Origin of the sequence: Citrobacter sp. Cb080, from assembly GCF_030334745.1 — a bacterium.
In the GTDB taxonomy this organism is placed as follows: Bacteria; Pseudomonadota; Gammaproteobacteria; order Enterobacterales; family Enterobacteriaceae; genus Citrobacter; species Citrobacter braakii.
On sequence record NZ_JAOWDG010000037.1, the window covers coordinates 26,170 to 49,438 of the forward strand.

Genomic DNA, 23,269 nt, shown 5'->3' on the forward strand with positions numbered 1-23,269 from the left:
CTTCCAGATTGCTGCCCCGGCGAACCGGGGAAAAGTGATTACCACTGATAACTCACGAAAATTTTTCCATTACGACCATCCTGCGGAATGCCCTGCGGCGACCAGTACTCTTTGTCGAAGGCGTTGCCCAGTACCAGCGTGGTGGTCATGCCTTTCAGCGCTTGTTGGCCCTGATAGCTCACGTAGAAATCGTTTACCGCATAACCGGGCTGTTTCGTGTAGCTGCTGCTGATATGCGTTGAACGGTCAGCAAATGTACCTATCCAGCCAACGGAAAAACCGCTGTGCGCAACCGGTACGTTCAGTTTGCTGGTGACGGTATCCGGGTTAATGCTGGAAATGTATTCGCCGGTGTCTGTATCTTTGCCGCGCGTACGGTTATAGGCCATGTCGAGGCTGAACAGATCGGCGGAATATTTCGCCATCACGTCCCAGCCCCAGATTTTGGCGTTGGGTACGTTATAGGACATGGTTGTCGCGGCGGCGAAGTCGACGCTGGTGGAGATGTAATCTTTCGCTTTGGTGTCGAAATAGCTGGCTTTAAATTCGAGCGCATCGCTCGCCATCAACAGATCGTCAAAGCGCAGGCCAAATCCGTATTCCTGGGTTTCGTTGGTTTCCGGGCGTAGGTTAGGGTTCGGCACCCAGTAGTTGGTGTAAAAACGGCCAATCGAGAAGTGTTTCGCATCGTTATACATCTCGCCCATGGTCGGCGCACGGAAGGCCTGAGCGTATGATCCGAACAGCATCAGCCAGTCGGTTGGCGCAACGGTGAGCCCGGCGCGGGACGACCATTTATCGGCATCGACATCTTCATAGCCGTCGCTGCTGCCGCGATAAGAGTCATAACGGGTACCGCCCAGCAGCGTAACCGGCAGGTCGCGCAGGGTGATTTCATCTTGTAGCCAACCGGAGCTGAAATCGATTTTTGCCTCCGGGAAACCGGTGGTTGCGCCGCCTGGCTGTTGTTCCTGACGATAGTATTCCCCGCCGTAGGTCAGCAGGTGAGATGCAAAAGAGTCGGTAAACAGGCGGCTGCGGTTGTCGATTTTGCCGCCTTTGGTGGTTTGTTTGCGAAACTCGCCGGTGTTATCCGTGTTTTGCGCATTAATGCGTGCTTCGGACCAGTAGACGCGGGCATCCGCGTTCAACCAGTCATTGTCGGCTGGAGCAATCGAGTAGGTCAGTTGCGCGTCGCGCTGGATGGTTGAGCGATCGGTCATCGGGTTGCTGGTGGCATCCGCCGCGCTGGTTTGAGGGTTTTTAGGTTCACGGGCGTCATTGTTGTAGTAACGCAGCGAGCCGGCCAGCGTCTGGGCGCTGTCAATTTTCCAGCTGCCCTTCGCCAGCATATTGTTAATCGCTTCGTCGTTTGGTGCCGTAGTACCGTCGCTCTGGCGCAAATCACCGCGATCGCGACTGGACCAGGCAAGCAGTCCGTCCAGCGTATCGGTGCGACCAAACGCGCTGGCGCCCATACCGAGGCTGTGATCGCCGGTTGCCGCGGTACCGAACACGCGATAACCGCTGTTTTGTCCGGCTTCCAGCAGATCTTTGGCATCCGCAGTGTCATAGGCGATCACTCCACCTAACGCGCCGCTACCGTACAGCAGTGCAGAAGGGCCACGGACGACCTCGATGCGTTTGATCAGCGCCGGATCGAGGAAGGTACTGTTCAGGTGTCCGGTGTCGGTTCCCTGACGAACGCCATCAACCAGCACCAGAACGCCACGTCGATCGTAGCCGCGCAGATTCACGTCCTGGCCGTTAGTGCGACCGGTGCCGTCAAGGGTCAGGCCCGGAACCGTACGCAACAGGTCGGCTGCTGAGCTGGCGGTCTGGTTTTCCGGCGCGGTGGCATCAATCACGCTGACCATCATCGGCGCTTCAAAAGCACTACGGGCATTGCCGGTAGCGGTGACGGTCATATCTTCTACCGCCGCATACGCGACGGTGGGCAGGTTACTGATAATCGCCAGCGCCAAGAGCGAAGGGCGCAAGGATGCAGTGTGCAGGTGTGGCATAGCAACTCTCCATTAGGAAATCGAAAAGCGCTGGCTGCCTGGGTATTACCTGGGTGGCTGGCGAAAAGTGGTGTTTATTTGGTCAGAATGAGTTTTCCGGCTTGTGTCTGGCGCAGCAAATAGAGCTGGCCATCGTGTTCTATGATCACGCGCCCCTCTTTGCCCAGCAGACTTTTACTGTCAATTCGGCGCTCGTTTGGCGCGACGGCAGGCGGTGTTTTTTCTTTTGCGGGCGTTGTTGTGTTATCCATACGTGAATAGTTTTTAAAAATAACAATCAATTTAACAATGATAATCATTATCATCAAACTGCAAAATTGCGGCAAGCCTTTTTGTGAAATAATTGTGACGAGAATAAATTTTGTACAATAAGGAGGGGGAAAACAAAGAATTAGCACCGGGCAACGTGATGTTACCCGGCGAACAGCATTAAAAACGGCTATCAACCGCAGAGGCGAGTTTTTCAACCAGCAGTTCAGTATCTTCCCAGTTCAGGCACGGGTCGGTAATGGACTGGCCGTAAACCAGCGGCTGGCCGCTAACGATTTTTTGCGTACCTTCACGCAGGAAACTCTCCGCCATAATCCCGGCAATCGCCGTCGAACCATTGCGAATTTGCTGGCACACATCATCACAAACGTCCAACTGACGACGATGCTGCTTCTGGCAATTGCCATGGCTAAAATCGACCACCAGATGTTCAGGCAGGGAAAATTCGTGCAGGGTATCGCAGGCGGCGGCAATATCTTCAGCATAATAATTCGGCTTTTTACCGCCGCGCATGATGATATGCCCGTAAGGATTACCGCTGGTCTGATAAATGGTCATCTGGCCGGTTTTATCCGGAGAGAGGAACATATGGCTGGCACGGGAGGCGCGAATCGCATCGACGGCAATACGCGTATTGCCATCCGTACCGTTTTTAAAGCCGACCGGGCAGGAAAGCGCAGAGGCCATTTCACGGTGGATCTGGCTTTCGGTGGTGCGTGCGCCAATGGCTCCCCAACTGATTAAATCGGCAATAAACTGACCGGTCACCATGTCGAGGAATTCTGTTGCCGTGGGTACGCCCAGTTCATTGACCTGCAACAGCAGTTTACGCGCCAGTTCAATGCCGTGGTTCACGCGGTAGCTGCCGTTTAAATCCGGGTCGGAAATTAAGCCTTTCCAGCCCACTACGGTGCGCGGTTTTTCAAAATAAGTGCGCATCACGATTTCCAGACGCGCCTGATGTTTTTCGCGCAGCGCCTGTAAACGCGTCGCGTATTCCATGGCGGCATCAAGATCGTGAATCGAGCAGGGACCTACGATCACCAGTAAACGAGCGTCTTCACCATTTAATATTTTTTCTATCCGGCGTCGGGAGTCCGTAACATGACGGGCGACGGAGGACGAAACAGGATGCCGTTGCGCAAGCTCTGCTGGAGTGACCAGGTTGTCAATACGCGCAGTACGGAGTTCATCGGTTCTGTTCATTACTTGTCTCAGAAATTTGTTGCTTCAACGGCAGGACTACCGGGAAGTGATGTATATCACAATATCATACTCATCCTGCCTGGTGGCGAGCATAATAACAAAAAATCGAACCAATGCACTAGCATTCTAGTACATGCGGCGATTCAGCCCCATGATGTCGAGGATCTTGGTAGCAATCTCTTCTACCGAATAATTGGTACTGTTCAGCCATGGGATCTGGTTTTTCCGGTATAGCGCTTCCACCTCAGCAACCTCCATCCGGCACTGGCGCATCGAGGCGTAACGGCTGTTTTCCCGGCGCTCTTCGCGGATGGCCGCCAGGCGCTCAGGGTCAATGGTCAGGCCGAACAATTTATGCTGTAACGGCTTCAGGGATGCTGGCAGCACCAGATTATCCATATCATCGGCAATAAAGGGGTAGTTGGCCGCGCGAATGCCAAACTGCATGGCCAGATACAAACTGGTCGGGGTTTTACCGCAACGGGAAACGCCAAGCAGGATCACCTGCGCCTGATCGAGGTTGCGCAACGAAATGCCGTCGTCATGAGCGAGGGTATAATCAATGGCGGCAATGCGCGCGTCGTACTTGTTAAGGTTGCCGGGGTTCAGGCCGTGGGTACGATGGGCGATCGGCGTAGGGTCGAGCTTCATCTCTTGTTGCAGTGGGGCAACCAACGCCTGCACGATATCCTGACAAAATCCTTCGCTTTGCAAAATGATCGAGCGAATTTCCGGCAAAACGATAGAGTAAAACACCAGAGGGCGCACGCCAGTTTGTTGATAGATCGCGTCAATCTGGTCTTTAACCGCTCGCGCACGACTCTCATTTTCCACAAACGGCAGCGTAATGCTGCTGATCGTAACCGGAAATTGCGACATTACCGCGTGGCCCAATACCTCGGCGGTGATGGCCGTACCATCAGAAATATAAAATACGTGACGATCAACAGCATTATCCATTTTGCTCATCCTGGGGCTGACATAATTCTCTGAAAGCATAAATTAAAATTCGCCAGAAGCGAATATTGCTGCATCTATTTTGTAAAATGAAACGGTATTTTTATATTTACTGAAAAGTACATTTCATTTTTCGGAACAAATGTTTATACCGGTAGTTTTTGTGGTGATCCCCTGTGGCTCGCGGGTTTGCGCAAATGCGGAAACAATCTGAAAAAATAAAAAATAAAGTTGCTTGAACGATTCACCGTTTTTTTCGTTGAGGTAAATATGCAAAGATAATTACGCAAAATTGAGTTTCCTAACCTCGTTCATATATAAGGATTGTTCGATGTCCAACAATGGCTCGTCACCGCTGGTGCTTTGGTATAACCAACTCGGCATGAATGATGTAGACAGAGTTGGGGGCAAAAATGCCTCCCTGGGTGAAATGATTACTAACCTTTCCGGTATGGGTGTTTCCGTACCGAATGGTTTTGCAACGACCGCCGATGCGTTTAACCAGTTTCTGGACCAGAGCGGTGTTAACCAGCGCATTTATGAGCTGCTGGATAAAACGGATATTGACGATGTCACCGAGCTTGCGAAAGCCGGCGCACAGATCCGCCAGTGGATTATCGACACTCCTTTCCAGCCGGAGCTGGAAAATGCCGTCCGCGATGCCTACGCGCAGCTGTCAGCAGACGATGCCCATGCCTCTTTTGCCGTGCGCTCTTCCGCCACCGCAGAAGATATGCCAGATGCGTCATTTGCCGGTCAGCAGGAAACCTTCCTCAACGTCCAGGGATTTGATGCCGTACTGGTTGCTATCAAACACGTCTTTGCCTCGCTGTTTAACGACCGTGCAATCTCTTATCGCGTTCACCAGGGTTATGACCATCGTGGCGTAGCGCTCTCTGCTGGCGTTCAGCGGATGGTGCGCTCAGACCTCGCGTCTTCCGGCGTAATGTTCTCCATCGATACCGAATCCGGTTTCGATCAGGTGGTGTTCATCACTTCCGCATGGGGCCTGGGCGAGATGGTTGTGCAGGGTGCCGTTAACCCGGATGAATTCTACGTGCACAAACCGACTCTGGCGGCAAACCGTCCGGCGATCGTCCGTCGCACAATGGGTTCGAAAAAAATCCGCATGGTCTACGCGCCAACCCAGGAACACGGCAAGCAGGTGACGATTGAAGATGTACCGCAGGAGCAGCGCGACATTTTCTCCCTGACCAACGCAGAAGTGCAGGAGCTGGCGAAGCAGGCGGTACAGATCGAGAAGCACTACGGTCGTCCGATGGACATCGAATGGGCGAAAGACGGTCATACCGGCAAACTGTTCATTGTGCAGGCGCGTCCGGAAACTGTGCGCTCGCGCGGCCAGGTGATGGAGCGTTATACGCTGCATGCTCAGGGTAAAATTATTGCTGAAGGTCGTGCTATCGGTCACCGCATTGGCGCGGGTCCGGTCAAAGTCATTCAGGACATCAGCGAAATGAACCGTATCGAACCTGGCGATGTCCTGGTTACCGACATGACCGATCCGGACTGGGAACCGATCATGAAGAAAGCGGCGGCGATTGTCACCAACCGTGGCGGTCGTACCTGTCACGCGGCGATCATTGCCCGTGAACTGGGGATCCCGGCCGTGGTTGGCTGTGGTGATGCCACCGAGCGTATGAAGGACGGTGAGAAAGTCACTGTCTCCTGTGCCGAAGGTGATACCGGTTATGTTTATGCTGAGATGCTCGACTTCAGCGTGAAGAGTTCCAGCGTGGAAACCATGCCGGATCTGCCGTTGAAGGTGATGATGAACGTGGGTAACCCGGACCGGGCTTTCGACTTCGCCTGTCTGCCAAACGAAGGTGTCGGCCTGGCGCGTCTGGAATTTATCATCAACCGCATGATTGGCGTACACCCGCGTGCGTTGCTGGAGTTCGATGACCAGACGCCTGAGCTGCAAAACGAAATCCGCGGCATGATGAAAGGTTTTGATTCCCCGCGTGAATTCTACGTTGGTCGTCTGACGGAAGGGATCGCCACGCTGGGTGCGGCGTTCTATCCAAAACGCGTTATCGTGCGTATGTCAGACTTTAAGTCCAACGAATATGCCAACCTCGTCGGCGGTGAGCGTTATGAGCCGCATGAAGAAAACCCGATGCTGGGCTTCCGCGGGGCGGGCCGTTACATTGCTGATAGCTTCCGCGACTGTTTCGCGCTGGAATGTGACGCAGTGAAACGTGTCCGTAACGATATGGGCCTGACTAACGTAGAAGTGATGGTCCCGTTTGTCCGTACCGTTGCCCAGGCGAAAGCGGTAGTGGAAGAGCTGGCGCGTCAGGGGCTGAAACGCGGTGAGAACGGACTGAAGATCATCATGATGTGTGAGATCCCGTCCAACGCCTTGCTGGCCGAGCAGTTCCTTGAGTACTTTGACGGCTTCTCCATCGGTTCAAACGACATGACGCAGCTGGCGCTGGGACTGGACCGCGACTCTGGTGTGGTATCTGAACTGTTTGACGAGCGTAATGATGCGGTGAAAGCGCTGCTGTCGATGGCGATTCGTGCAGCCAAGAAGCAGGGCAAATACGTGGGTATTTGCGGTCAGGGTCCATCCGATCACGAAGACTTCGCCGCCTGGCTGATGGAAGAGGGGATCGACAGTCTGTCGCTGAACCCGGACACCGTCGTGCAGACCTGGCTGAGCCTGGCTGAACTGAAGAAGTAACATCATGCCGGATGGTGGCGTAAATGCCTTATCCGGCCTACGGTTAGTATGCAACGTAGGCCGGATTAGAGGTGTTAGCATTGCCATCCGGTACTTTACCCTTCAACGCTTTCCACACTCTCCACGCTTAAACGCTGAATGATATCCTGACGCAGCTGGTATTTTTGTACCTTGCCTGACGCCGTGCGCGGTAACGTTTCGACAATGACGATGTGTTCCGGATATTTATACTTTGCCACCCGTTTGCGGCTAAAAAAGGCCACCACTGATTCCAGCGACAGCGAATGATGCGGCGGTTTCAGCACCACATAAGCGCACGACCGTTCACCTAACCGATCGTCTGGCATCGCGACAACGCAGGCATCATGAATGCGCGGATGCTGTAATAAAATATCCTCCACTTCGCGGCTGCTGATGTTTTCCCCACCGCGCACAATAATATCTTTTTTACGCCCGGTAATTTTGATGTATCCCGCTTCGTCCATGCGGCATAAGTCGCCACTGTAATACCAGCCATCTTTGTCCAGCGCGCGGGCGGTCAGTTCAGGCTCATCGAGGTAGCCCATAAAAACATTGGGGCCACGCGAGGCCTCTTCACCTTCGCACCCTGCAGGCAACGTATTGCGCGCTTCATCGACGACTTTAATTTCCACGCCTGCGGCGGCATATCCATCGGTATTCATTATGCGTGAAAGTGAATCGTCGAGATTGACCAGCGCATGCGGCGAGCTCTCCGTCGAACCATAGATGCTTAACAATTTAATGCCGCGCTGTTGGCAGTCACGGGCAATCTTTTGCGGAATGGTGGTGCCACCGCATAAGAAAAAACGTAGTGATGTGAGATCACAGGGCCGTTTTTCCAGACTACACAACATGTCGTAGACGAAGGGGGTTGCACCGAGCACGCAGGTACAGCGTTGTTGCTCGAGCAGTTCAAGACAGGCGGTTGGGGTGAATATATCCAACAATACGCTGCGTGCGCCGATTAAAAACGGCGCGGTAACGCCATGCAAAAAACCGGTAGCGTGTCCCAGTGGGGCGGGCATCAAAACCACATCCTGCCAGGTGAGATTGAGTCGGGCACAGTAGGCGCGTTCGCTGGCAAGGATATTGTTGTGGGTTAACATTACGCCTTTCGGCATTCCCTCGGTTCCGGAGGTAAACAGCACGGCAGCCAGTTCATCGGCGTGAACGTTAATAACCTGGGTTAATGGCGGAGCCTGAAGCAGTTGGCTGAACGCCAGCGAGGCGGTGGCCGGTGCCAGTTTATCTACGGCGACAATCTGTTGCAGATGCGGCAACTGGTTTTGCAAGGGGAGGATCAGATCAACCGGTCGGGTCTGTTTAAACAACGTCGGTGCGAAAAAAATCTTCGCTTTGCATTTGTTCAGTACCCACACCAGTTCCGCTTCGCGCCAGGCAGGCAGCAGTGGTACGGAAACGGCTCCGGTTTTCAGGCAGGCCAGGTAGATAATGGTGAACTCGCACCAGCCAGGCAACTGAAAGGCAATGCGATCGCCGGGTTGGATCCCGCAGGCTACAAACCAGGTTGCCAGACTGCTGGCAGCATCGTCGAGTGCAGCGTAGGTATATGAAGCGCCATGATTATCAACCACGGCGATTTTATCCGGCATGGCTCTGGCGGTTTGGTGCCAGTAATCGCCAAGCGAAGCATCTCCCCATAAACCCAGTTGTCGCCAGGCCTGGCGACGTTCGGCGTTAAACGTAAGTGTGATACTCATGAAGTTATTCCCAGGATTATTTCGGCATACATCTGACCGGATGGCCAGGCGGGGCCAATCCGGCGTACAACATGCAAAATCCGTTAGCCGTAGCGGAAATCAACGCCAAATGTTCCGAGCGGGTATTCCCATTGTGTGAGGATCGTGTCACCGCACAGCACCCGGCAGGTGCCGCACTCCAGGCAGCCTGCGGAATCAAAATGAATATTTCCACTCTCATCCTGTTTATACAGTCCGGCGGGGCAGGCTTTCAGCAACTTGCGAAATTCATTAAGGTCGGGATGTTCAGCCAGAATGATGTGCGGGTGGCCTTCATCAACATTAAATTTATTGACGCCCAGTTTGACGTCGACGTTAACGTTAGTGTCCTGATTCATAGTGCGGTGGCCCCCTTGATGCCGTCTTTCAGTAAGTTCATCAGCCCAATCTGCCTGGCATGGGACATGATCATCTTGCGAACGGGCTGATTTGGGCTTCCGTCAACGGTAAACATATCGTTCATGATATCGGCCACCATGCGGGGATACTGGGTGAACAGGCGCGGGTTTTCCATCAGCGCCGGGATCTTGCGAAAATGCTGCAAATCACGCATCACACAGCCCTGTTCGAGGGCGCGTTTGTAATCCATCAGGCTACTGGCCGAGTAATCCTGGCGCTCTTTTGCTGCAATGGCTGTTTGGGCGGCGGCTTCTGCGGAGGCTATCGCCAAATCCATGCCGCGCACGGTATAACCCAGATTCAGACAGAAACCAGCGGCATCGCCGACGATCATTACCCCGTCATCAACCAGTTTCGGAACCATTGCCAGACCGCCTTCCGGTACCATATGTGCGGAATACTCCAGCAGTTCACCGCCGGCAATCAGCGGACGAATAGTCGGGTGTCGCTTAAAGTCTTCCAGCATTTGCGGAATGCTTTTCGTGGCATGGGCAATATCCCCCAGACCACACACCAGGCCCAGAGAGATGGAATCCTGGTTGGTATACAGAAATCCGCCTCCCATCAGTCCATCAGACGGTGAGCCTGCGAACAGCCAGGCTGCACCTTCGTTGCCTGACAGATTGAACCGATCCGCAATCACCGCCGACGGTAAGCCGATCAGCTCTTTTACGCCAACGGCATAGTGCTGCGCAGAAGAGGGGGAACCATCCCCAGCGACCGTCCCAGCATAGAATTAACGCCATCGGCAAGGATGACAATATTGGCTTCGAGGATATCGTCCCCGGCTTGCACTCCGGTGACCTTATTGCCTTCGCGAATTAGCGCGTCGACGCGCACGCCGGGGATGAACTGCACGCCAGCCTGTTCCGCTTTTTCCATTAGCCATGGGTCAAGCCGGTTGCGCAAAACGGTATAAGAGTCCTGCGCTGGCGCGTTGTCTTTTTCACGATGGAAGTCGAGGGTAACGGCGCTCTCTTCGGTCAGGAAGGAGATTTTTTCGCGGGTGACTTTACGTTCGAGAGGCGCTTCCTGCGCGAATCCGGGCATGATGCGCTCAAGGCTGTGCGCGTAGAGTCTCCCGCCGGTCATATTTTTACTGCCCGCACTGTTGCCGCGCTCGATGACCAGTACGTCCAGTCCGGCCCGGGCCATAACGTAACCTGCCATTGTACCCGCTACACCAGCCCCGACCACAATGGCATCAAATTTTTCATCTGACATGCTTTATGCTCCTTTCCCGCCGCGAGGGCAGCGGGAGATGTGCGTTAACGGGATTAGCGGCTGAGATGGTCGATAAGGGCCGGAACCACTTTGTAGATGTCGCCCACCAGACCGTAATCGGCGTAATTGAAAATAGGGGCTTTTTTATCTTTGTTGATGGCGACAATGACTTTCGCGCCGTTACCGCCGACCATATGCTGAATTTGTCCTGAGATGCCCAGCGTGAGATACAGGTCTGATTTCAATAACACGCCAGAAACGCCAATGTAGCGTTCGCGTTCCATCCAGTTTTCGCCTTCGGCAATCGGTCGTGAACAACCCACTTCAGCACCCAGCACAGATGCCAGTTGGCGCACCATTTCCAGATCGTTTTGCGCCACCAGGCCGCGACCCACACCCACCACGCGCCTGGCTTTGCTGAGATCCACGCTGCTCACGGATTTGGCACGACGCTCCAGGCACATCACTTCATGGTGCGGCGCGATGTACGTTGCTGAGACAACCGGGCAGTTGTGCGAGGCATTTTCCGCGACCGGTTCAAGCTGGCCTGGAGCAAGCGTGATAATCGCCAGCGTACTTTTGATTTTTTCTTTGCCAAATGCCAGACCACCATACATCCGGTGTTCGGCGAACAAAATGCCTGCATCCAGCGTTACCGATGTGGCGTCGTTCACCATCGCTGCGTTGAGCTGAATGCTTAAGCGTGCGCCAAGGGATTTGGCTCGTTTAGTCGCGGACATCAGCAGCAGCCCGGCGTGTTCCTGCATCAGGGCGGCGATGGTCTCAGCGTAATTTTCAACACGCTGTAAACCGGAGGTTGCGTCGAGCACGACTATCTTATCGGCACCCAAGGCTTGCAACTGATTGGCCTGGTCGCTGCCTTGTACGATAAGGTGTACCTGCTCACCCCACAGGCGAGCGCCGGCCATTAATTCTGCATAGCGTTCTACGTTATCGCTGAACACCCAGACGTTGGCTAATTTACTCATGATGATTTCTCTCCGTTGGGCTTAGTTCAGGGCTTTTTTCAGGTGTTCAGCCAGTTCGGCAATGGCTTCTGCTGAGTCATTTTCCAGAATGATGTGCTGACGTTCGGTTTGCGGCGGCACGGTAAGGCTCACCAGTTCCGCTAACGGTGATGCAGGTATCCAACCAATATCGCTGGCTTGCCACGGGGTGACCGGTTTTTTACCCGCGCCCAGAATCGCCTTCATCGAGGGAATACGCGGTGTGTTGATATCCGACGTCACGCACAGTACGGCGGGGAGCGGCAGATCAATTACTTCGACTTCATCTTCAAGTGTGCGCTCAACCACAAGGCGATCGCCGTTACGTTGGATGCTGCTGACGGCATTAATCACCGGGAGCTGTAATAGTTCGCCAACCAGTAAGCCGACCTGCTGCGCGTAGATATCCCCCGATCCTTCACCGAACAGCATCAGGTCGAAATCCATATTGTTGGCCGCACAGGCCAGCGCCTGAGCGGTATCCCGGGGTAATGAATGCTCCAGTTGTGCATCCTGCACCATATACAAACTGTCCGGCCCGCGGGACAGCACGTCTTTACGCACTTTGGAGTTTTGTAGTAGCGACCCGCCCACCGTTAAGGCGATGATTTCATCACCCTCCGCGCTAAGCTGCGCTGCGGCCTCTATCGCATTTAAGTCAAACTGGCTGATTTTGGCATCGGCCCGGTCAAAGTTAAGCGAGCGCTGTGGGGTAACAACAATGTCCTGTTCTTCAGGCACCAACTTAAAGCAGGTTATTATTTTCATGGCATCTCCAGTGATTCTCGTGTGGATGATGACGTGGTGCGTCATTATCGACAGTAGGGAAAATTGACTGAAAATAGTGTGCGACAGAGGGAGGGCTGTTTTCGACGGGGAAATCTGTTTTCATTGCCAACAATCTTGCAAAAAAAACGTCCCGGGAATGCCTGGTTTATCAGCAATAATCAGACGGTGCGTACCAGAGGAAAAAACGGGAACACAAAGACAGTGAAAATAATTGCGAAATGCGTCATGTTTTTAATCGCCTCTGCGCTGAATTTGTTTCTTATATGTAAATTATTAATGCAGACTTAATAACATTTATTCTTTTTGATTATTATAAAACGCAAATAATCAATGGCAGCAATGTACCAAAGCAAAAGGTGTCATCTTGCAGACGGGGCAAATAATTTTGTTTCGCCGGGAAGGAATAACGTTGTATAACGTCATTATCATTTTTATTTTCTGATATTAATAATCCCAAAATTGCTGCCTTTAGGTGGAGGTTGTCATGTATCAACGCTGCTTTGATAATGCCGTGGAGACCCTTTTTGAACAGGGGAAAACCCCGAGATTCTCGCGATTCGTCATCAGTGATGACCCTAACTGGGAGTCGGGTCATCACGTTCACGATAATGAAACAGAGCTTATTTATGTCAAAAAAGGGGTCGCAAGATTAATTATCGATTCGTCGCTGTATGTCGCGCATGCCGGGGATATCGTGGTGATAGAGCAAGGGCGACTCCATGCGGTTGCTTCGGATAGTAGCGCGCCTGCAACGACTTACACCTGCGCGCTCTACGGTTTTCGTTTCAACGGCTGGCAGGATAATCAGCTATTGCAGATGCACTCGTGTCCGGTGATTAGCGTTACTCAGGGGAAGGAGGTTATTAAGAGTATCTTTAATGAGTTGGGGGTTATGCTCCCCCAGAGCAAAAATAACCTGACATCTTCAGCCTACGACGCTTTTGCTTATGCTCTAACCGTTTTATTTTACGAAAACTTTAAAAATGCCTATCGTTCTGAGCAAGGTTATATTAAAAAAGATGTCTTAATTAAAGATGTGCTGGTTTATTTAAATAATAACTTCCGCGAAAAAATTACTCTCGATCAGTTATCCAAAAAATTCCGGGCCAGCGTGAGTTATATCTGCCATGAATTTACTAAGGAGTATCGAATTTCGCCGATCAATTATGTGATTCAGCGACGAATGACCGAGGCGAAATTTGCCCTGACGAATACGGAAGCTTCGTTAGCGGAAATCTCCTGGCGGGTAGGGTATGAAAATGTCGATCACTTTGCCAAACTCTTTCAGCGGCATGTGGGTTGTACCCCCAGTGATTATCGCAAGCAGTTTAAAAATAATCTGGTTGAGCAGGAATGCTTGATCCCAGAGGTCTGATTATCCTGGATCGTGCCGGAAAACGCTTGTGCGCTATCCGGCACGAATTACCGCTTACTTATTCTGGTAATCTTTCAGGATTTGGCGTCCGGCGACGTAAATCATAATTTCGTCGGTGCCGCCGCCAATGCGCTCGCAGCGAACATCGCGCCAGAATCGGGAAACTCGCGCTTCATCGGTGTAACCCAGCCCGCCCATGATCTGAATGGCGTCATCAATCACTTCCATTGCCGTGCGGGCGCAATACAGTTTTGCCAACGCCGCGCTGGTCCGCAGCGACTGTTCCTGATCGGCCTGCCAGGCCACTTTCAACACCATATTGCGCATGTTTTCAATTTTAATCGCCATCAGCGCCAGTTTTTCCTGGATCATCTGGTTATGGCCAATCGGTTTACCAAATGCGATGCGCTGATTAGCGTAACGGGCGGCATCTTCGAAGGCGCACTCGGCGAAACCGGTACTACGCGCGGCGTTGATCAACCGTTCCATCTCAAAGTTGTACATGACGTTGAGGAAGCCCATGCCTTCTTCGCCGACCATATCGCTTTCGTCTACTTCAACATCATCAAGATAAACTTCGCAGGTGCTGAGCATGTGCCAGCCGATTTTATGCAGCGGATTAACCTTAATACCGGGTTTCTTCGAATCCACCCACCACAGCGTAAAGGCTTTCTTCGGATCTTTCGGCTCCGGATCGCGAGCCAGTACCAGCATATAAGGATACTCTTTAGCGCCGGTGATAAAGGTTTTTTGCCCGTTGAGATATACCTTGCCGTTTTTGCGGGTGTAGCTGGTGGTGGCGCTGTTATTGTCTGAACCTGCTCCCGGTTCGGTTAATGCCAGCGCATAAGCCGGATCGCCCGTTTCCATGGTGCTTTCTGCCGTTTTACGTAACTGCTCGGCGGATCCAAAACGACGCATACTGTGAATACACTGACCGTTCGTGATTAAAAAAGCGGGTGCGCCGCATTTGGAAACTTCCATCAGTGCCAGCATCTGCGTGACGTAATCTGCCGGGATACCGCCGAACTCTTCCGGAACGCCCAGCATTGAAATACCGTTGTCCGCAAGGGCGCGCATAAACTCTTTCGGATAGGTAGCCGTCTGATCGCAGGTACGGAAATATTCCTCCGGGAAATTGCTGGTAATCAGTTCGCGAATGCTGGCAAGCAGCAGCTCTTGTTCTTCAGTTAATGAAAAATCCATCAGGGTACTCCTTTTAATTGGCGGCATCGGGCAATATAAAACCCATCGAAGCATCGATAAATAATCTTTCGTCCATCAGTTTCAGTTCCGGAGAAATAACCGGAGGGAAATCCATTTTGTCCAGAATGTCTTCCTGTAAAGAGACACCTGGCGCAATTTCGACTAAATGAAGACCATCTTCTTTTAACGTAAATACAGCACGCTCGGTGATGTAACGCACATCCAGTCCGCGCTCGAGTGCAATTTTTCCGCTGAATGTGACTTCAGGTAGTTCGTTGACGAATTTTTTCACCCGGCCTTCCTGCACGATATTTAATTTGCCATTGGCAACTTCCGTTTTCAGGCTTCCGGCAGTTAACGTGCCGCAAAATATTATTTTCTTCGAGGTGGCGCTAATATCGATAAAACCGCCGGTTCCCATAATTTTGCCATTGAATTTATGTACGCCGACATTGCCGTGGCGATCCACTTCGGCGAAGCTTAAATAGCATACATCCAGCCCGCCGCCGTGGTAGAAGTCAAACTGGGAGGTCATATCCAGAATCGCGCGGGTGTTGACGTTGGCACCAAAAGCGATGCCCTGGGAGGTAATTCCGCCAATCGGGCCGGTCTCGACCGTCAGAATAAAGTCGTCAGCGCAGCCTTCTTCGCGTGCAACGAGACCAATACCATCGGCGATACCCACGCCAACGTTGCCGACCGCGCCTTTACGCATTTCGAACAGGGCGCGTCGGGCCACCAGTTTACGCTGATTGAGCGGCAGGGCAGTCTGCTGGCTGTCATCAAGGACAAAATCGCCCGAGATAAAGCGGTTAACCGGCGCGCCGCCGTACAATTGAGTTTGATCGGGATCGATGACCACAATATCGACCAGATAGCCCGGAATACGCACGGCTTTTGGGTGCAGTGTGGCTTTCTTCACCATTTTTTGCACCTGCATCATGACGATACCGCCGTTGTTGTGAACGGCCTGAGCAATCACCAACGCGTCGAGATACATAACTTCATCTTCAAACGTGGCGTAACCTTCGCTGTCGCAGGTGGTGGCGCGAATAAAGGCGATGTTTGGCGCAATGGCTTTGTAATAGAGGTACTCTTTGTTATCAATTTCCACCAGCTTGATCAGATCTTCGGTGGTCACTTCATTCAGCTTTCCGCCCTGTTGGCGGGGATCGACAAATGTTCCGATACCGATCTCACTCAGAATACCCGGCTGGTGGGCTGCCGAGGCACGCAGGGTCTGGGTTAATACGCCCTGAGGATAGTTATAGGCGGCAATTTTATTCTGCTCAGCGAGGTCGGAAATTCGTGGTGATTGTCCCCAGTGGCCGCATAATGCCCATTTGACTAAACCTTCTTGTGCTAACGGGCTAATTCCACGGTCAGCACGGTCACCTAATCCCGTTGGGCTAATCAATGATAAGTTTCGGGGGGAGTGTGCGTTTTTATATTTTTCAGCCAGCGCATTAATTAATGTTGTTGCTTCGAGAATACCGCCACCTGCGCCTAATACACAGAGCGTTGCCTCATCAGGAATATAATTAATGGCATCCGCTGCGGATAATACGGGGACCCGACCATCAATGCGTTTTGGTCTTGATAATTTCATATGAACTCCAGATTATATGCGTGCGACTATCTGTCGCTATATTCGACAATAATAATGTGAGTTATTTAATAATGTCCGGCCATCTGCCCGATATTCGTGATTAAGCGAATATCTGGGGCAGGGCATTACTGATATTAATATGGATAAACAGTACTATTACGCCTGATGCAATATGGTCAAAACGGTACGTAGGTCGGTGACCGAAATTTGCCCAGGGGCAGAGGCTTTTTTCACCGCACCAAAGGTTGCAGCTGAACCGAAAACCTCACCGGACAGACGTGAAATCACCCCTGTTTTAGCCATCGACATAGTAATGATCGGGCGATCGGCATAGCGTTCCTGCATTTCCAGAGTTGCGCCAAGCAGGGTCAATACATCCGTTTTGTTTTGCGGCATCAGGGCGATTTTCGGGATATCAGCGCCAAGCTCCTGCATTTTACGCAGGCGCAGGACAATCTCTTGTGCCGCTGGCGTCTTATGGAAATCATGATTCGACATAATGACGGCGACATTTTTTGCATGTGCATATTCGACGGTGGCTTTAATCAGTTCGTCACCGGTGAAAAGCTCCAGGTCAATCATATCGACCAGACCGCTATCTACCGCCGCACGGTTTAGCGCAATATAGTTTTCGACAGCCAGCGCCTGTTCACCACCTTCTTTGGCACTACGGAAGGTGAACAGCAGCGGTTTGTCAGCCATCACCTCGCGGATGACGCGTGCAGCTTCCAGTACGGCATCAACGGAGGACACCTCGGTGAAATGGTCAACGCGCCATTCCAGAATGTCGAAATCCGCCTCGCGATAGGCCAGCGCTTCGCTTTTTACCGTTGCGATGTCTTTACCCATCAGTGAGACAATGATCTTCGGCGCACCCTCGCCAATGACGAGGTTTTTTACGGTTACGGTTTTCATCGATTACCCTTTAAATATTTTACAAATGCTTGCCCATCAGGCTGCAAAACCCATAACCTGTTTCACATACTCAAGAGGGAAATCTTTCCCGGTCCAGAGTTTGAACTGTTCAGCCCCTTGCCATAACAACATGCCGTAACCATCAATCGTTTTGCAACCGGCAAGTTGTGCCTGTTGCAATAATTTGGTCATATGCGGGTTGTAGACGCATTCAGTCACCAGCAGATCCGGGCGTAGCAGGGAAACGTCGGTCACCAGAGATTCGTTCTCCAGCGGCTTCATTCCCACTTTCGTACCGTTGGTCAGAATATCCGCGCTGGCCAGTGCGTCCGCAAAAGCCTGTCGATCGTCGAGATCGATAACGGTGACCACGCAATCGGTATTTTCATTAACACGTTTGGCGAATTCCTGCGCTTTGGCAAAGAACTCATCTTGACGGTTAAAGAGTTTGATTTCTTTGATGCCTTCAATCGCCGCCTGGGCGCCAATGGCCGTTGACGCGCCGCCTGCGCCCAACAGTACCATGGTTTTACCCCTGATATCGAAACCGCTTTCCTTGATGGCACGAATATGACCCGTGCCATCAGTATTGTAGCCGCGCAGGTAACCATCATCATTGACGATAGTATTAATCGCGCCGACCAGTTTGGCTGCAGGCGTTAATTCATCAACATATTCACATGCCAGTTGCTTGTTGGGCATTGAGACTCCGGTACCGCGCATTTTTAAGGCCTTCAGCCCGGCAATCGCATTAGCAAACGTGGAGTTATCGACTTCAAATGCCATGTAGGTAAAAGGTAATCCCGCTTTTTCTAATGCCTTATTTTGCATTTCAGGCGACAGGCTGTGTCTGATCGGGTAGGCCATCAGACCAATCAGTTCATATTTTGCAGTTACGTCCATTTGATACTCCTTCTAAGCAATTTATTGAAAATAACGTTCGCCCAACCGCACATCATTTTTGGGAATATCAAATACGCGGTAGTAACGAATAAAGACGATGATGGCGGTGATGAAGGCCAGCAAAGCAAATGCGAGGTCCAGCAAAATGATGTACTGCAGGCCTATGTTAGAAAGGTATCCGGTGATTAATGGGATAATAAAGTTGGCTACGCCCCCCATCATCATATAAATACTGGTGACCTTGGCTTTGCTCCTGGGGAAAAACTCTGACATCACCGAAACGCCGAGCTGTAAAATACCGCCTGCGGCAGAAAACCCGATAAGAAATGAACCGGCGTTACACACCAATGGGGATGGATATAAATAGATAACCGCTGCGGTGAGGGTTGCCAGTCCGGCGTTAAACACATTCGCCCAAATGGGTCGAACCATTTTCTTGAGCAGTACAGCAAAAATAAACACGCAGACCAGCGAACCCATACTGTAGTAAGAGATGGTTTTCAGCGCGTCGGCTTCTGCCATGCCGGCAAATGCCATCGCGTATTTCGGCATCCAGACTACGATGACGTAAAAGGTCGAAAATGCGGCCACCCCAAACATAACGGAGGCTACACCTTCCAGCCAGACCAGCGGTTTACTGTTCATCTGTGGTAGCTCTTTTGCAATGCCCGCATCCACCATCTGGCTGGGGAAGCGGCTTTTGAGCAGCATCAACGTTATGACGACGAACAGTACCCCCGGGATAATGACCGCATAGCCGTACCAGATATGGTTGAGCAGCATGGTGCTGACGACGATGGGGTAGATCATCTGCCCAAATGAGACCATCGCTTTAACCAGGATAACCGCTGACCCAGACGCCTTAGGGAAGCATTCCATCAAAGCCGGATAGCCCCCTGTATCCAGGGCCGAGTTAGCGACGCCGACACAAACAGCGAGAATAAAAGCAATCATCAGATTCGGGCTGGCGGGAATGCCGAAGAAAAACAGCATGTACAGAATTGCCCCTAACAGAATGATAGCCCGTCTACCAAATTTATCTGAGAGCACGCCAAAGAATAAAATACTCACCAGGCGACCAAGACCAATGCCGGAAATTAAATAGGCTATCCCAGCATTGTCGGTGGAGAATTTTTCTGCGAGAGAGCTCATATTTTGCGCCAGTGTAATGACGCTAATGCCGTGTAAAAAATAACTTAAATAAATACAGGTTATCGCCAAAAGAAATGGCGTATTAAAGGTCTTATTTTGAGACATGTTCACAACTCCTTGCGGATTTTAAAATTGTTCTGTGCTCGTCGATATTGTTTAAATTGCGGCGACCTTGTGATTAATATACCGGGGCGCTGATATTGTGCCTACATAGCATGGCGTTTAAGTTACCAGGTATGTTGCATGCTCAACTGTGAAACTTAATTCTTTCAACCAACATTTTGCTGAAGTTTTAAAACCGCGACCAATTATTTTGCAGCGGGGGAGAACAATATTGCATCCGCGTTATTTTACGACCGTCGCCATGTTTAGTTGCTGCTTTGTCGCGATACGGCTGCGATAGCCAATAAACAATGCTAACAGGAAGCCTACCGCGGCTATGCCGGTATCAAACCACATGATGTGAGCAATGCTGGTCTGCGAGAGTCTTGCCGTTATCAGTGGGATGGTGAAGGTCGCAATGCTGCCCGCGCTGTAGTAAATCCCGGTAGCTTTGCCCTTCGCATCGGGAAAGCGTGCGGCCATCAGCGTTAAACCGATTTGTACAACGCCTCCGGCTGAAGAGAAACCGATGACAAACGCGAAGACGATCACCATGTAGATCGACGGATGCAGGCAGACCATCAGCAATGCGATAAATGAGATAAAGGTGTACAGCATTAACAGAGAGGTTGCGCGCCCCGTCTTTCGTGCCAGTGGCGCGGTGATCAACACACACAGTAGAGAACCGCAGGTGTAAATGCTTAACAGCTTGATCGATAAGGTGTAGGACATCCCGGCGACAAACTGTCCGTACTGTGCCAACCACTGGCTTATCAGATAAAATGTCGCCATGGCGATGTAGCCGTACAGAGTGTAACTGGCGAGATCGAGAAGAGAACAACGATGTTCAGATTGTATGCTTTTCTGTTCAACGGGTAATGCCTTGAGAGGGACTTGATGCCCAGGATGGGCCGGGAATCGACAGCGAAACAAAAATAAGCCATTAATTAGCATCACCGTGGCCGCCACAAGGAAGGACCAGCCAAACCAAAGTTCTGCCCACACCAGCAGACTGATAATCATCGGCAGCAGAAACTGACCGATGGAAACAAACGCTTTAATTAAGATATTAGCCGTGCCGGGAGAGCGGGGAAACGCCTCCATCAGGCTGGGGTAAGTTCCGGCGTCAAGAAAACTGTTTGCCATTCCGGCTAAAAATCCAAAAGCATAGGCAATATAAATGCTGTGAGTATTGATGATGCCTACAAAGAACAGCAGGTAGCAGGCCATGCCTAAAATAATAAACGGTCTGCGGCCATAGCGATCGGAAAGCATGCCCGCCACCAATAACACGCTTAAACGGCCAATGCCGAGTGAGGAAATAACAATTGAGACGCCTGCGGCATCGGTGTGCCACTGTTGTTCCAGTGAAGACATATTGAGGCTCATCAGAATGACCCCCATGCCGTGTACCAGGTAATTAAAGTACAGCCCTATCGCAGTGGAGAAATAGGTGTTTTTCATAATATGTTACTCAGCGAAAAGGCTAAATGAGTGTGGCGCTGCGGTCTCTTAACACAAACGCTCAAGGTCGTGGGCATACAGTTCAACAGCGGCCGATTGATAGATTTTCCAGTCGAGAAAATCATCGTGCTGATAAACCGCCTGAAAAGAGATCAGATCGGGAAAGAAACGCATGGTGTTATTACCGATACGGTTATTTATTTTTTCGATAATGGCGTTAATTCTTAACTTTCGTCTGGCTTTCATTTCTGCACAAATGCGCGTGATGTCTTCCGGGATTTCCCTTTCGCCATTCTCCCATTGTTGCCAGGCGGCAACATTGTGATCCCGCGAGATATACATAGCGCTTTCTTCTACCGTCATAGCAAAAATATGGCGGATAGCCTGGAGTTCTAATGCGTTCATTATTTGATCACCTCATAAAAGACGGTGGAATAGTAATAACATTGCTGTGGATATTTCGGCTTGAAGAGAGTCACAGTATCTTGTGCAATATTATTTGTTTATCAACGGGGAAGAGGGGAGCTGTGGTGCGGTAAGGTTGGTGGCGAGGCGCGCGAAGGACAAAAAAAAGCCCATCGTGGGAGATGGGCAAAGACTACACACAGCAATTCGTTGTTTCACTCAGGGGATTTCCATGCTTATAAATCAATGTGTTGATCTAAAGCCATGGGCTAATAGTAGGCATACTGATTTTTTACGTCGATCAGATTCATCTCAATAGTTTAAAAACTGTAAATAATTTGCGAAGCAAATGAGTATTTAAAGAAGGATAACGTTGGGTCTTATTCAGTAAGTGGGCGGAATTGATTAGCAATGTTAAACAATCAGGCGGCGGTGCCGCCTGACGTGGGATTACTTATTGCGTTCGATTTCAGCAATTTCTTCGAGGATTTCGTCGGGATCGCTACCTGGCGCAGGGGCTTCGTTTACCCAGGCGGAGAACAGACGCCAGGACACGGCCAGTACCACCGGGCCGATAAACAGACCAATCATGCCGAAGGCAATCAGTCCGCCGATGACCCCTGAGGGAATCAGGATCAGTGGCAAATCGGCCCCCATGCGAATCAGCATCGGGCGAATAACGTTATCCAGCGTTCCGACCACGCCGCTCCACACCAGCAGCACCGTGCCCCAGGTTGAATCGCCCGTCCAGTACAGCCAGATAATGGCCGGGACCAGCACCGGCAATGGCCCCAGTTGCACCAGACAAGACAGGATCATCAATACCGCCAGCAGCGTGGCGTACGGCACGCCGGTTACCGCCAGACCAATACCACCGAGCACTGCCTGCACCAGCGCGGTGACCACAACCCCTAATGCGACGGCGCGAATGGCTTGTGCTGCCAGCAGAATGGCGGCATCGCCACGTTTGGATGCCAGGCGACAAGCGAAGTGGCGAATACCTAACGCCACCTGTTCACCGCGCCAGTACAGCAGGGCGCTGAACAGCAGCATCAGACCACAGTGCATCATAAAGCGGCCAAGATGTGCAGCCTGGCCAACAAACCAGGTCGTCGTCGTGCCGATATAAGGACGAACCTTGGCCATGATGGCCGCGCCGCCCATATCCAGCAGACTGTGCCAAGCGGCATACAATTTGGCGCCGACCAACGGAATACTATTCAGCCACGCCAGATCCGGCAGGGTCATATCGCCTGCGGTTACGGCATGGATCAATGGCCCGCTGCCATCAACAATGCTATTGACCAGTAGCGCGATAGGAATGATGAACAACAGCACCAGCAGCAGGGTCATCACCAGCACGGCCAGCGAGCGACGGCCCCAGAGCAATTTTTGTAAGCGTAGCAGGATCGGCCAGGTCGCAATGACCACCGTCCCCGCCCATGCAAAACCGAGGATAAAGGGCTGAACAATCCAAAGACAGGCCACAATCATGACGGCTAAAAACAGCGCCGATAGCAGCACTTGTGCAATATCCTTGGGCTGGCGGAAATTTACCATAAATACTTTTCACCTTTGTCTTTGCGCCAGAACGTTGACGCGACGTGAACACTTAAATGACACCCTGTAATGATGAGCAATTTCAGCGGTTTTTAACAGGCGGATTCTGCCTGTAAATCTGCTGAGCGTATTAGAAAAAAATGTGATACAACAAACAAAGCAACACGCAAACGATTAAATTCACAACACAGACCGCAGGAAAGGGTCACTA

Annotated in this window: 18 protein-coding genes, 1 other RNA gene and 1 pseudogene; 2 read left to right on the plus strand and 18 right to left on the minus strand. The window is 51.5% G+C overall.

What is annotated here, in order from left to right; all coding sequences use genetic code 11:
* Window positions 1-38: 38 nt before the first annotated feature.
* The 4 genes from OGV38_RS07145 to ppsR form a co-directional block, all read right to left on the minus strand.
* Complete coding sequence (locus tag OGV38_RS07145) at window positions 39-2,024, minus strand: TonB-dependent hemoglobin/transferrin/lactoferrin family receptor (RefSeq protein WP_153646486.1); 1,986 nt, start codon at window positions 2,022-2,024, stop codon at window positions 39-41.
* 74 nt (window positions 2,025-2,098) lie between these two features.
* Window positions 2,099-2,329 (minus strand): hemin uptake protein HemP, encoded by a 231-nt coding sequence (gene hemP / locus OGV38_RS07150; RefSeq protein WP_016156349.1) that lies wholly within the window; start codon window positions 2,327-2,329, stop codon window positions 2,099-2,101.
* Window positions 2,330-2,453: 124 nt separating this feature from the next.
* Window positions 2,454-3,500 (minus strand): 3-deoxy-7-phosphoheptulonate synthase AroH, encoded by a 1,047-nt coding sequence (aroH, locus tag OGV38_RS07155; protein WP_016152883.1) that lies wholly within the window; start codon window positions 3,498-3,500, stop codon window positions 2,454-2,456.
* A 126-nt stretch (window positions 3,501-3,626) separates the two neighbouring features.
* Window positions 3,627-4,460, minus strand: a complete 834-nt coding sequence (gene ppsR / locus OGV38_RS07160) for a posphoenolpyruvate synthetase regulatory kinase/phosphorylase PpsR (RefSeq protein ID WP_016152884.1) — start codon at window positions 4,458-4,460, stop codon at window positions 3,627-3,629.
* 328 nt (window positions 4,461-4,788) lie between these two features.
* On the opposite strand from ppsR, the gene ppsA reads away from it, so the two are divergent.
* Window positions 4,789-7,167 (plus strand): phosphoenolpyruvate synthase, encoded by a 2,379-nt coding sequence (gene ppsA / locus OGV38_RS07165; protein WP_016152885.1) that lies wholly within the window; start codon window positions 4,789-4,791, stop codon window positions 7,165-7,167.
* Window positions 7,168-7,262: 95 nt separating this feature from the next.
* Here ppsA and fadK read toward each other — a convergent pair whose 3' ends face one another.
* From fadK to OGV38_RS07190, 5 genes and pseudogenes are all read right to left on the minus strand, one after another.
* Window positions 7,263-8,909 carry a medium-chain fatty-acid--CoA ligase gene (gene fadK, locus OGV38_RS07170; protein WP_049040470.1) on the minus strand — a complete coding sequence of 549 codons (1,647 nt, stop codon included), beginning with the start codon at window positions 8,907-8,909 and terminating at the stop codon, window positions 7,263-7,265.
* Window positions 8,910-8,992: 83 nt separating this feature from the next.
* Entirely contained in the window at window positions 8,993-9,286 is a 294-nt protein-coding gene (locus tag OGV38_RS07175) for a ferredoxin family protein (protein ID WP_016152887.1), read from the minus strand.
* Window positions 9,283-10,571 (minus strand): annotated as a pseudogene (locus OGV38_RS07180) (FAD-dependent oxidoreductase). The gene OGV38_RS07175 and the pseudogene OGV38_RS07180 overlap by 4 nt, the downstream one beginning before the upstream one ends.
* 53 nt (window positions 10,572-10,624) lie before the next feature.
* Complete coding sequence (locus OGV38_RS07185) at window positions 10,625-11,560, minus strand: electron transfer flavoprotein subunit alpha (protein ID WP_019076670.1); 936 nt, start codon at window positions 11,558-11,560, stop codon at window positions 10,625-10,627.
* A 21-nt stretch (window positions 11,561-11,581) separates the two neighbouring features.
* Window positions 11,582-12,346: an electron transfer flavoprotein gene (locus OGV38_RS07190; RefSeq protein WP_016156353.1), complete on the minus strand. Its 765-nt coding sequence runs from the start codon at window positions 12,344-12,346 to the stop codon at window positions 11,582-11,584.
* 505 nt (window positions 12,347-12,851) lie between these two features.
* On the opposite strand from OGV38_RS07190, the gene OGV38_RS07195 reads away from it, so the two are divergent.
* Window positions 12,852-13,742: an AraC family transcriptional regulator gene (locus tag OGV38_RS07195; protein WP_016156354.1), complete on the plus strand. Its 891-nt coding sequence runs from the start codon at window positions 12,852-12,854 to the stop codon at window positions 13,740-13,742.
* 54 nt (window positions 13,743-13,796) lie between these two features.
* Here the strand turns inward: OGV38_RS07195 and OGV38_RS07200 are convergent, their stop codons facing one another.
* The 9 genes from OGV38_RS07200 to ydiK all read right to left on the minus strand — a co-directional run bounded on the left by OGV38_RS07200 (window position 13,797) and on the right by ydiK (window position 23,058).
* Window positions 13,797-14,948 (minus strand): acyl-CoA dehydrogenase, encoded by a 1,152-nt coding sequence (locus OGV38_RS07200; RefSeq protein ID WP_003836610.1) that lies wholly within the window; start codon window positions 14,946-14,948, stop codon window positions 13,797-13,799.
* Between the two features lie 13 nt (window positions 14,949-14,961).
* A complete protein-coding gene (locus tag OGV38_RS07205) occupies window positions 14,962-16,557 on the minus strand; it encodes an acyl CoA:acetate/3-ketoacid CoA transferase (RefSeq protein ID WP_046274671.1) in 1,596 nt (531 codons plus the stop codon).
* A 156-nt stretch (window positions 16,558-16,713) separates the two neighbouring features.
* Entirely contained in the window at window positions 16,714-17,472 is a 759-nt protein-coding gene (gene aroD / locus OGV38_RS07210; RefSeq protein WP_046274672.1) for a type I 3-dehydroquinate dehydratase, read from the minus strand.
* Window positions 17,473-17,508: 36 nt separating this feature from the next.
* Complete coding sequence (gene ydiB, locus OGV38_RS07215; RefSeq protein WP_016156358.1) at window positions 17,509-18,375, minus strand: quinate/shikimate dehydrogenase; 867 nt, start codon at window positions 18,373-18,375, stop codon at window positions 17,509-17,511.
* A gap of 21 nt (window positions 18,376-18,396) precedes the next feature.
* Window positions 18,397-19,632: an MFS transporter gene (locus tag OGV38_RS07220; protein WP_137380454.1), complete on the minus strand. Its 1,236-nt coding sequence runs from the start codon at window positions 19,630-19,632 to the stop codon at window positions 18,397-18,399.
* Window positions 19,633-19,872: 240 nt separating this feature from the next.
* Complete coding sequence (locus tag OGV38_RS07225; RefSeq protein WP_269517306.1) at window positions 19,873-21,093, minus strand: MFS transporter; 1,221 nt, start codon at window positions 21,091-21,093, stop codon at window positions 19,873-19,875.
* A 48-nt stretch (window positions 21,094-21,141) separates the two neighbouring features.
* On the minus strand, window positions 21,142-21,498 hold the full coding sequence (locus OGV38_RS07230) for a YdiL family protein (protein WP_016156361.1): 357 nt from the start codon (window positions 21,496-21,498) through the stop codon (window positions 21,142-21,144).
* 158 nt (window positions 21,499-21,656) lie between these two features.
* Window positions 21,657-21,764: antisense sRNA RprA (gene rprA, locus OGV38_RS07235), an RNA gene on the minus strand.
* A gap of 184 nt (window positions 21,765-21,948) precedes the next feature.
* Window positions 21,949-23,058, minus strand: coding sequence for an AI-2E family transporter YdiK (gene ydiK, locus OGV38_RS07240; RefSeq protein ID WP_286473112.1), 1,110 nt, complete (start codon window positions 23,056-23,058; stop codon window positions 21,949-21,951).
* Window positions 23,059-23,269: the final 211 nt, after the last annotated feature.

What these genes read in the sequence shown, in the direction of transcription:
- OGV38_RS07145 (WP_153646486.1), bottom strand. Translation starts at nt 2,024, where the DNA reads ATGCCACACCTGCACACTGCATCCTTGCGCCCTTCGCTCTTGGCGCTG.
- aroD (WP_046274672.1), bottom strand. Translation starts at nt 17,472, where the DNA reads ATGAAAACCGTAACCGTAAAAAACCTCGTCATTGGCGAGGGTGCGCCG.
- OGV38_RS07220 (WP_137380454.1), bottom strand. Translation starts at nt 19,632, where the DNA reads ATGTCTCAAAATAAGACCTTTAATACGCCATTTCTTTTGGCGATAACC.
- OGV38_RS07205 (WP_046274671.1), bottom strand. Translation starts at nt 16,557, where the DNA reads ATGAAATTATCAAGACCAAAACGCATTGATGGTCGGGTCCCCGTATTA.
- ppsA (WP_016152885.1), top strand. Translation starts at nt 4,789, where the DNA reads ATGTCCAACAATGGCTCGTCACCGCTGGTGCTTTGGTATAACCAACTC.
- OGV38_RS07185 (WP_019076670.1), bottom strand. Translation starts at nt 11,560, where the DNA reads ATGAGTAAATTAGCCAACGTCTGGGTGTTCAGCGATAACGTAGAACGC.
- hemP (WP_016156349.1), bottom strand. Translation starts at nt 2,329, where the DNA reads ATGATAATGATTATCATTGTTAAATTGATTGTTATTTTTAAAAACTAT.
- OGV38_RS07190 (WP_016156353.1), bottom strand. Translation starts at nt 12,346, where the DNA reads ATGAAAATAATAACCTGCTTTAAGTTGGTGCCTGAAGAACAGGACATT.
- OGV38_RS07175 (WP_016152887.1), bottom strand. Translation starts at nt 9,286, where the DNA reads ATGAATCAGGACACTAACGTTAACGTCGACGTCAAACTGGGCGTCAAT.
- fadK (WP_049040470.1), bottom strand. Translation starts at nt 8,909, where the DNA reads ATGAGTATCACACTTACGTTTAACGCCGAACGTCGCCAGGCCTGGCGA.
- OGV38_RS07225 (WP_269517306.1), bottom strand. Translation starts at nt 21,093, where the DNA reads ATGAAAAACACCTATTTCTCCACTGCGATAGGGCTGTACTTTAATTAC.
- OGV38_RS07195 (WP_016156354.1), top strand. Translation starts at nt 12,852, where the DNA reads ATGTATCAACGCTGCTTTGATAATGCCGTGGAGACCCTTTTTGAACAG.
- OGV38_RS07230 (WP_016156361.1), bottom strand. Translation starts at nt 21,498, where the DNA reads ATGAACGCATTAGAACTCCAGGCTATCCGCCATATTTTTGCTATGACG.
- aroH (WP_016152883.1), bottom strand. Translation starts at nt 3,500, where the DNA reads ATGAACAGAACCGATGAACTCCGTACTGCGCGTATTGACAACCTGGTC.
- ydiK (WP_286473112.1), bottom strand. Translation starts at nt 23,058, where the DNA reads ATGGTAAATTTCCGCCAGCCCAAGGATATTGCACAAGTGCTGCTATCG.
- ydiB (WP_016156358.1), bottom strand. Translation starts at nt 18,375, where the DNA reads ATGGACGTAACTGCAAAATATGAACTGATTGGTCTGATGGCCTACCCG.
- OGV38_RS07200 (WP_003836610.1), bottom strand. Translation starts at nt 14,948, where the DNA reads ATGGATTTTTCATTAACTGAAGAACAAGAGCTGCTGCTTGCCAGCATT.
- ppsR (WP_016152884.1), bottom strand. Translation starts at nt 4,460, where the DNA reads ATGGATAATGCTGTTGATCGTCACGTATTTTATATTTCTGATGGTACG.